Here is an 8,835-nt window from a genome sequence, read left to right as displayed (position 1 = left end):
ACAACCCGCTGGAGCGACAACCGCTCTGTATGGGCTGTTGAGAACGAATTAGGTTCGCGGCACGGTGCCGTAGCGGCCTGCCGCCACGGTGAAACTCTCGGCCGGGATGCCGACCGGGCTGTCGGTGCTGAGCGGGCTGATCGCCGCTGCCGCCGTGGCCTCGTTCACGTCGCTGCAAAGGCTTCGCGGATCGGCGCATGGCCGTCGCGGTCGCCGGTGTCGATGCGTACGGCCCCGGCGGCGAACGGGTCGGCCTTCGGAAGGCGCAGGGACGGCTCGCCCGCATTCTCGGGACTGGTGGGGTGGGCCCCGGAGGGCAGTCCGGGCGACGGGGGGCGAACACGGCCACGCACAGGAGATGTGCGAACAGTTCAGGTGTCGGCTCAGACGGTGCCGCCCTGGCTGGCTGTGCGCCACCGCGACGCAGGGTTCGCCGTGGCCGATCGTCCCGATCTGTTCGACGGACCGCGCCGCGGCCGAGGATGCCGTGACGGCGGGACTCCGGAGGGTTCGACGGCGAAGACGGCCGGATCGAAGGGGCGGTCCCAACGCGTGCTGGGTTGTTTGGTGTTGAGGCAACGGGCTTTGAGATCGACGGCCACCGGTGTGATGCCGCGTGCGGCGAGCTGTCAGACCGGGCGGCTCCCGCGCCAGCCCGATTGAGAAGCCTTGACGTGCGGGAGCCCTTCGGTTTCCGTGTCGCAGGACGGGCTACGAGACGGCGGGGGCGGCGGGCAGTAGGTGATCGCCGACTGTGTCGGTGCTCAGGCACAGCGAGCAGACCACGGCGTCGTGCGTGGCGCAGGCCGCCAGGTCGGGGCGCTCGTAGGGCTGGTGGCAGACATGGCAGTCGTAGGTCACCGCGCTGGGGTTGCCGTCGGCGTCGAGCATCGGCTCGGCGATGCCGTCGTCGGTGCGGCGCAGGTAGTACTTGCCCTTGGTGGCGATCGCCATGAGCGGGGTGAGGACCAGGGCGATGGCCGCGGCGGCGACGGGGGAGTACGGCTGGAGGGTGTCGCCGAGGGCGTGGAAGTACATGGCGATGGACAGGCTGGAGGCGGCGACGAAAGCGACCACGCCCACCGGGTTGACGGCGTAGAGCATGCCCCGGCGGAACTCGGGGGCGTGGGGAGAGAGTTTCAGAAGGTACTTGTTGATGCCGATGTCGGTGGCGACGGTGACGACCCAGGCGATGGCGCAGTTCGAGTAGAAGCTCAGGACGCTGTTGAGGAAGCTGAACATGTCGGCTTCCATCAGGGCCAGGGCGAAGCCGAGGTTGACCAGGACGAAGACCATCCGGCCGGGGTAGTGCTTGGTGATCCGGGTGAAGGAGTTGGTCCAGGCGAGGGAGCCGGAGTAGGCGTTCGTCACGTTGATCTTGATCTGGCTGATCACGACGAGGGCGACGGCCAGCGGGATCACCATCCAGGACGGCATCATCGCGTCGAAGGCGCCTTTGAACTGCTGGATCGGCTCGGGCGCCACGGAGGGGCCGGCCTCGGCCAGGATGTAGACGGCGAGGAAGACGCCGATGGCCTGCTTGAGCGCGCCGAGTACCACCCAGCCGGGCCCGGCCATGACGACGGCGGTCCACCAGGTGCGCTTGTTGGCCTCGGTCTTGGGCGGCATGAAGCGCAGGTAGTCGATCTGCTCACCGATCTGGGCGATCAGCGACAGGCACACGCCGGCGCCGAGCAGTACGGAGGCAGTGTTGACGCCTCCGTCGCCGTTGGTGCCCGTGTAGGCGAGGAAGCGGTCGACGGTGCCGGGGTCGGTGGAGACGAGGTAGACCAGCGGGCCGACCATTAGCAGCAGCCAGATCGGGGTCGTCCACACCTGGAGCTTGCTGAGCGCCTTCATGCCGTAGATGACGAGCGGGATGACCATGAGGGTGGAGACGAGGTAGCCCAGCCAGAGTGGCAGTCCGAGGCCCAGTTTCAGCCCCTGGGCCATGATCGAGCCTTCGAGGGCGAAGAAGACGAAGGTGAAGCTGGCGAAGATGACACTGGTCAGCACCGATCCGTAGTAGCCGAAGCCGGAGCCCCGCGTGATCAGGTCCAGGTCGATGTTGTAGCGGGCGCCGTAGTAGGCGAGGGGGAACCCGGTGATGAAGATGACGACGGCCGCCACGGCGATGGCGAGCAGCGCGTTGCCGGTGCCGTGGGCCAGGCCGATGCCGGCGCCGATGGAGAAGTCGGCCATGTAGGCGATACCGCCGAGAGCGGTGGTTGCGACGACCATAGGGGTCCAGCGGCGATAACTGCGGGGCGCGAAGCGGAGGGTGTAGTCCTCCAGCGTCTCCTTGACCGCTTGGTCGACTGCGGCGGACTCCGGCTTCTGCACGGTTTCCTGAGCGGTGACTTCTGCCAATCGCGGCTCGGTGCTCACGCCACGCCCTCCTTGCTGCGGGTTGGGGACTGGAGGGACGGTAGGCAGTAGGCGTTACGCCCAAATACTTCCTGCATGAAGGAAATGTTTCGGCGGTAGCCGATGCGCCAGTAGGCCGGGTGCCCGCCGCGTGTGGAGCGCCGACGCAGGAGGAACCGGCATAGGAGGCAGTGGTCCGTCCCAACACGCTGTGGTCGAATTCGTCGACGTCCAGGGTCATATGGGCGAGTTGTGGGACCAAGCGACGGGCGCTCGGGACTGCACATGGAGGGTCCAGCCCTGGTGATCCACCTGCCCGGCGCTCCGGGGACCGCGCGGATCGAGGACGCTGGCGAAGTTTGTGGCGGATCGTGCTGGCCCTCGGGTGTGACTGTCCTTTCCCGGGTCTCGCGCTCTGGGAGTTGGTCAGCTGCTGAGCCGACACGCGGGAGCAGTTCATTCGCGTCGCACAGGAGGCGTGTCCGGCCGGACGGAACAAGCGGCTCCGCGGTGCTAGCCCCGCCACCGCACTCCGTGTCGCCGCCGCAGCCGGTGAATCTCCCACCAGGCCACCACTGTCACCGACACCGGGCCGCCGAGGAACGCGCAGACCGCGAGCGGCACCGGGCCCGGCGGGAGACCGCCCGCCGACAGGCCGAGGAGGGCGAACATCCAGACCAGGACGGCGGTGACCAGCGCGGGCAGCGCCGCATGCAGGGCGGACAGGTTGAAGGCATGACGCAGTGCCGGACCGGAGGCGAAGCAGAGGAAGAAGATCACCCACCAGAACGGCGCCCAGCACACGAACATCACGGACACCCAGAGCAGCACGTTGGTGCCACCCTGCAGCAGACCCATCCCCTCCGCCGCCGCCAGGAACAGCAGTGGCACCAGCGTCCAGGCGCCGAAGTAGCACAGGGCCGATCGGCCGGCTGGCCACAGTTGCGTCCGCATAGTCCGCCGCGCCCCGGGCTCGGCCGCCCAGAAGAGCAGTGCCACCACGACCGCCGCACTCAACAGCGCCAACCAGGGTGCGAACAACAGCCGTTGCAGGAACCGACCCGGTACCTCCGCCACGTCCTGCCAGCCACCGAACACGGCCACCAGCACCCCCGCCATGGCGAGGGCCGCCCAGGCCCGCACCCGCTGCACCCGGAGCACCTCGGGATCCTCGACACGCCCTTCCGGGCACATCGGGAACACCCTGCGGGCCATGCGACGGGCCGTACGGGCCAGTTGGTAGCCGACCAGCAGCGGTATGGTCAGCCACCACAGGCACGGGAAGAACAGCACCAGCACCACCCCGGGGTGCACCTGCTCCCGCCGGCCCCGCAACACCTCACCCAGCGGCGGCCATTCGTCCTCACGGAGCCGCCGCCACAGCGGCGTGTACGGCCGCGGCGGGTCGCCCGCAGGCCGCGGCCCTGACGGGCGGGGTGCGTTGAGGCTCATCGGCGTCCCTTCCGCGGTCCCTGGGACAGACGCGACCCCGCACGGTCATGGTTCCGGACAGCAACCCCGTACTGCCGGGGCGCGCGGTCCGTCGGCCGCCGCCCGTCCGTCCACGGCGGAAGCGGGAGGTCACGTGTGGTCTGGGCAGTGGCCGGGAGCGGAGTGTCTCGGCTGCCGTCCCGGACCGCCGTGAGGCACTGGTCGTAGAGGTTCGACAGGTCGAGCTGCCCCTCGCTCCTGGCCCAGAGTTCGGTGGCAGTGTCGATGCAGGCGAAGACCGTTGCGACGATGGCCTTGGCGCAGGGGTCGGGGTATGGGTCGGCAGGGGTGCCCAGGCGGGCCTGGATGGCAGGGGCGAGTTCGGCCTGCCAGCACAGTCGCTTCTCGATGTAGCGGGCGTGGGTTCTGCCGCTCCGCGGTCGCTCGCTCAGCCGGTCTCCTGTGCCCCCGGCCTCGTCAGCCACGCGGCCACGTTCGGCAGCGCCTCGGGCCCGCTGTCGGCCTTCACCGAGCCGGCTAGGTCCGCGATGGTGACGGATGCCAGGGACGCCCGCCATGCCTCATCGGCCGCCGCCATGGCCCGGGCGATGGGGCACTGCTTCGTGCACTGCTCCGGCGGGGTCGCCAGCGGTCCGCGTTGACGGATCTCGGTGCAGACGAATGCCGGGCTCGCCCCGTCGACGGCTTGGACGACGTCGAGCAGAGTGATGTCGTGGGCCTGCCTGATGAGCACGTAGCCACCGGACTTCCCCTGGACCGAGCGAACCAGGCCCGCCCGGGAAAGTGCCTGCATCTGCTTGGCCAGATAGCTCGGCGACACATCGTGCAGCGCGGCAAGGCGGGCCGCGGGCACGGGCTCGCCGGCCGCGGTCAGCACCACACAGCAGTGCAGCGCCCACTCCACGCCGCCAGACAGTTTCATGCCACCTCCACTTGACTCGGATACATGATATCCGAGTATCATCTCGGACGTCAGATATCCGAGTTTGCGTCTGGGGGGAGCGCTCGGCTCTCACGGAAGAAGGCAGACATGAACATCACCGTCATCGGCGCCGGCCTCATCGGCTCCCAGCTCGCTGAGAAGCTCACCGCGCAGGGCCACGATGTGACCGTCGCGTCCTTGTCGTCGGGTGTCGACCTGCTGACCGGGGCAGGTCTGGACAAGGTGCTCAAGGGCGCCCACACAGTCGTCAACGTGACGAACTCGCCCACCTTCGATGAGAAGTCCCTCGACTTCTTCCGCACCACGGTGACCAACCTGCTGGCCGCGGGCGAGAGGGCGGGCGTCCAGCACCAGGTCGTGCTCTCGATCGTCGGGGTGGACCAGGTGCCCCAGCTCGACTACTACCGTGCCAAGGTGCTCCAGGAGGAGTTGGTGCGCGCCGGCCGTACGCCGTACTCGGTCGTGCGAGCCACGCAGTTCTTCGAGTTCATGGAGCCCACCATGTCCTGGACCTCGGACGAGACTGCCGTACGCCTGCCGTCGACGCCGATCCAGCCGATCGCCAGCGCCGATGTGGTCTCCGCCCTGGCAGCTGTGGCCGCGGGCGAGCCGGTCAACGGAATCGTCGAGGTCGCAGGCCCCGACGCGTTCACCCTCGACGAGATCGGCCGCATCACGCTGGCCGCGCGGGGAGACGAGCGCCCCGTGATCGTCGACGACCAGGCCGGTCTGTTCGCCGCCGTCCAGGGCGACGCCCTGACCCCGGGGCCGGACGCCCGTCTGGCATCGACGCACTACCGGGACTGGCTCAACGGCTGAGGCCCACGCCCATTGCACTGTCGCGGCCGCCCGCCCGGGGATCACAGGAGATCTACCAGGCGGCGGCCGTTTCCCAAGTACCGTGCTCAGCACGGTTTTCCGGCCCGACCGGCGACTGGCCGGAGAGAAACATCTCCGGCCCGCGAAGCCGCGCGGCGGCCGCAGCAGCCGACACCACCTGACGCCGGCCTGCCAGTGTCATGACCGTGAGGTCGAACACGCCGAGAGGTTCAGCGACATACGCGTACATACGCCTCAGACCGGACGCTTCGGGTTCATTCGCTTGGTGACGAACTCGAGCCGGTTGCCGTCGAGGTCGTCGTGGAACAGGCGGAGGGGTCGCCGTCGCCGGTGAGGGCCCAGCGCAGCAGCGAGCCGTCGGTGGTGATCTTGGCTGCGCGTGCGAGCCTGGGCGGGATCTGTCTTCAACACAGGTGCGCAGGGTCCGAGTTGCGGACGTTGCGCGCCGCTGGGATGCGTCCGTGATTGCCCATGTGCGTAAGCCTCCGGCTCGGGGCCGGGGCCGATCACGCCTGCGCCGACGCCGGGATGCCGTCGCAGGGCGCCGCGTCCTGGCGGCGCAGCGCCGGTATCACGGGTGGTGTTCGTCGCCCTGGGCCCGCTGGAGGTTCCCGAAACCGTATCCGCGGTGGATCAACTGGCGTGGTGGGGTTGTTCAGGAGCCGGTGAACAGTTGCTTGAGCTTGAGCCCGAGTTCGTACATACCGTACGCGAACGGCACACCGACCCACAGCCAGGCGACGGCGAACAGGGCCTTTGGGCGGGCCGTCATGACAGTGCTCCCTTCTCCGGGGCGGGGAGCGTCGACGCGCCTTCCGCGGACGGGTGTTCATGGTGACGCGGGTGGACGGGGCGTACCAGCTCGTTGGCCGCGAAGCCGACCGTGAGGAGCCCGATCATGATGAAGAAGGAGGTGCTGTAGAGGTCCGGTCCGCTGCGCCCGGCGGACTTCTGCGCGTCGGCGATGGCGTTGACGATCAGCGGGCCGAGGACACCCGCGGTGGACCAGGCGGTGAGCAGCCGGCCGTGGATCGCACCGACCTGGTAGGTGCCGAAGAGGTCCTTGAGGTAGGCGGGGATCGTGGCGAAGCCGCCACCGTAGAAGGAGAGGATGACGGCAGCGCAGACGATGAACAGCGGCTTCGAGGCGTTGCCGGTGACCGCGATGAGCAGGTACATCAGCGCTCCGACGCCGAGGTAGCCGCGATAGACGTTCTTGCGGCCGAGGACGTCGGAGGCGGAGGACCACAGGATGCGGCCGAGCATGTTGGCAAGCGAGAGCAGACCGACGAAGCCCGCGGCGGCGGCCGCCGCGACTGGTGACGCCGTACCGGCGAAGAAGTCCCCGATCATCGGCGCAGCCTTCTCCAGGATGCCGATTCCGGCGGTCACGTTCATACAGAGCACTACCCACAGGCACCAGAACTGCGGGGTGCGCACGGCGTTGCGGGCGGAGACCTGGCCCGTGGCGTCCGGGGCCGCGTCGGTCTGCGGGGAGGGGGGCCGCCAGCCGTCCGGGGGCAGCCGCACCAGGAGCACGCCGAGCGTCATGAAGACCGCGTAACCGGCCCCCATCACGAGGAAGGTCCGCGCGATGCCCGCGGAGTCCGCGCCGAAGGAGGAGAGCAGCTGGGTGGAGAGGGGCGCTGCGATGAGGGCGCCGCCGCCGAAGCCCATGATGGCGATGCCGGTGGCCATGCCCGGCCGGTCGGGGAACCATTTGATGAGGGTGGAGACCGGCGAGATGTAACCGATGCCGAGTCCGATGCCGCCGATGAAGCCGTAACCGAGGACCACGAGCCAGTACTGGCGGGTGGCGGCGCCCAGCGCGGCGACCAGGAACCCGGAGGAGAAGCAGACCGTCGAGACGGCCATAGCCCACCGGGGCCCGTTGCGCTCCACGAGGGTTCCGCCGAAGGACGCGGAGAGGCCGAGCATGACGATGGCCAGCTGGAAGGGCAGGGCGGACGCGGTGCCCGACAGGTGGAGCGAGGACTCCAGGGGTGGTTTGAAGACGCTCCAGGCGTACGCCTGGCCGATGGCAAGGTGGATGGAGAGCGCGGCGGGCGGCACGAGCCAGCGGCTCCACCCCTGGGGGGACGGCGTGCGCGAGCGGGCGGGCATGTCGCGGACCGTACAGCAGACAGACAACTCCTGGAAGACTGCCAGCCGTTGGCGGAAGGCCCGAGAGGGCCGGCGGCAGGTCTCCTACGAGCCCGGCTGATCGCGAGGTGACCGCGGTGGAGCCGTCGGAGGTCATGCGGGGTCAGCGGCCTGCCGGCTCGGCGCCGTGCGTGGCCGCCGCATCGGAGAGTCTGCCGTTCGAGGATCACTCCTTCGACGTCGCGCTGGCCGTCTCCACTGTTCACCACGGGGGGACCCGATAGCGGGGCTGCCCGCCCATCGGCCAGTTCGGCTGGGACGGCGGAGCCGGCCCGACTGCCACGACTGCATATGCCGATCCGCACAGCCAGCTCGTCGGCATCCTGCTCGCTCGGACCGGGATGTCCACCCCGGATTCGGCGCGGGCCATGCAGGACTTCTGGACCACCATCTACCCAGGCAGTCGACGACTGACCCGCCTACTTGGTCGAGGCGACCGGCGCTGGATTCCTCGGCCACGTCGGGCAGATCCCGGCCGGCCTCGGAGTCCTCGGGTTCGTCCGGGATGTCCTCCTTGCGCAGGACGACGTCGTCGGGAAGGCCGTGCAGCGGCTCGTGCGGCCGGGTCAAGCCCAGGGCTCGCATCCGGCTGAGGCAGCGCCGGACATGTCGGCTGGCCGTCAGCCGACGGTATGCCGTGATCTTCTCCTGTTCCTGGAGGCAGGCCAGGCGGTTGGCGAAGGCCGTGATGTCCAGGCGGGACAGGGAAGTTGGGGACGTTCCGTCGTCCGGCCGCTGCTGCCGCAGGCTGTCGGAGAACTGGGCCATCGAGTTGATGACGTCCTGGACGGTGCCGCCCGGGTTGTCGCCGCGGCGTTGGGGCAGGTCATCGTAGGCCCAGCTTTTCATCGCCTCACGGAGCCAGGTCTGGCGGATGCCGGCGAAGCGGAGGAAGCCGCTGCAGCCGAAGGCCCGGCAGTCCCAGGTGTCTTTGTGCCGTTCGGTCTCCGGCGAGAGGTCGACCAGGGCCTCGCCATGAAGTGCGAGGGCCTGGACGATGAGCAGGCCGCCATCGCGTCCGTGCCGCCGTCCGGCTTCACTCTGACCGGCCTTGTCCAGCACATGGCCGA

The 8,835-nt window shown here is 69.1% G+C and carries 8 protein-coding genes and 2 pseudogenes; 4 read left to right on the top strand and 6 right to left on the bottom strand.

Going from position 1 to position 8,835, the window contains the following annotated elements:
- Positions 1–711 precede the first annotated feature (711 nt).
- The 3 genes from IE206_RS41805 to IE206_RS41795 all read right to left on the bottom strand — a co-directional run bounded on the left by IE206_RS41805 (position 712) and on the right by IE206_RS41795 (position 4,741).
- Positions 712–2,343 carry a purine-cytosine permease family protein gene (locus IE206_RS41805; protein WP_229853402.1) on the bottom strand — a complete coding sequence of 544 codons (1,632 nt, stop codon included), beginning with the start codon at positions 2,341–2,343 and terminating at the stop codon, positions 712–714.
- A 537-nt stretch (positions 2,344–2,880) separates the two neighbouring features.
- Entirely contained in the window at positions 2,881–3,819 is a 939-nt protein-coding gene (locus IE206_RS41800; RefSeq protein ID WP_229853400.1) for a hypothetical protein, read from the bottom strand.
- 427 nt (positions 3,820–4,246) lie between these two features.
- The gene (locus IE206_RS41795) at positions 4,247–4,741 is read right to left on the bottom strand and encodes an RrF2 family transcriptional regulator (RefSeq protein WP_189971966.1); all 495 of its coding nucleotides are present in this window, start codon (positions 4,739–4,741) and stop codon (positions 4,247–4,249) included.
- A 108-nt stretch (positions 4,742–4,849) separates the two neighbouring features.
- Between IE206_RS41795 and IE206_RS41790 the strand changes: the two genes are divergently transcribed.
- Positions 4,850–5,581 carry an SDR family oxidoreductase gene (locus IE206_RS41790; protein ID WP_189971964.1) on the top strand — a complete coding sequence of 244 codons (732 nt, stop codon included), beginning with the start codon at positions 4,850–4,852 and terminating at the stop codon, positions 5,579–5,581.
- 52 nt (positions 5,582–5,633) lie between these two features.
- Here the strand turns inward: IE206_RS41790 and IE206_RS41785 are convergent, their stop codons facing one another.
- The 3 genes from IE206_RS41785 to IE206_RS41780 form a co-directional block, all read right to left on the bottom strand.
- Positions 5,634–5,801 carry a hypothetical protein gene (locus IE206_RS41785; protein ID WP_189971962.1) on the bottom strand — a complete coding sequence of 56 codons (168 nt, stop codon included), beginning with the start codon at positions 5,799–5,801 and terminating at the stop codon, positions 5,634–5,636.
- Between the two features lie 456 nt (positions 5,802–6,257).
- Positions 6,258–6,374, bottom strand: a complete 117-nt coding sequence (locus IE206_RS43890; protein WP_444545521.1) for an MFS transporter small subunit — start codon at positions 6,372–6,374, stop codon at positions 6,258–6,260.
- Complete coding sequence (locus tag IE206_RS41780; RefSeq protein ID WP_189971960.1) at positions 6,371–7,726, bottom strand: L-lactate MFS transporter; 1,356 nt, start codon at positions 7,724–7,726, stop codon at positions 6,371–6,373. The genes IE206_RS43890 and IE206_RS41780 overlap by 4 nt, the downstream gene beginning before the upstream one ends.
- 74 nt (positions 7,727–7,800) lie before the next feature.
- Between IE206_RS41780 and IE206_RS41775 the strand changes: the two are divergent.
- The 3 genes and pseudogenes from IE206_RS41775 to IE206_RS43810 form a co-directional block, all read left to right on the top strand.
- Positions 7,801–8,030 (top strand): annotated as a pseudogene (locus IE206_RS41775) (class I SAM-dependent methyltransferase); the annotation flags it as partial.
- Positions 8,002–8,179, top strand: a pseudogene (locus tag IE206_RS43100) (serine hydrolase); the annotation flags it as partial. The pseudogenes IE206_RS41775 and IE206_RS43100, both read left to right, overlap by 29 nt.
- Positions 8,180–8,188: 9 nt before the next feature.
- The coding region (locus tag IE206_RS43810; protein WP_373301075.1) for a mycothiol transferase at positions 8,189–8,835 on the top strand (647 nt) is incomplete at its 3' end.

This window comes from Streptomyces violascens (genome assembly GCF_014649955.1).
Classification (GTDB): domain Bacteria; phylum Actinomycetota; class Actinomycetes; order Streptomycetales; family Streptomycetaceae; genus Streptomyces; species Streptomyces violascens.
This window is presented reverse-complemented; position numbering and strand designations above follow the sequence as displayed.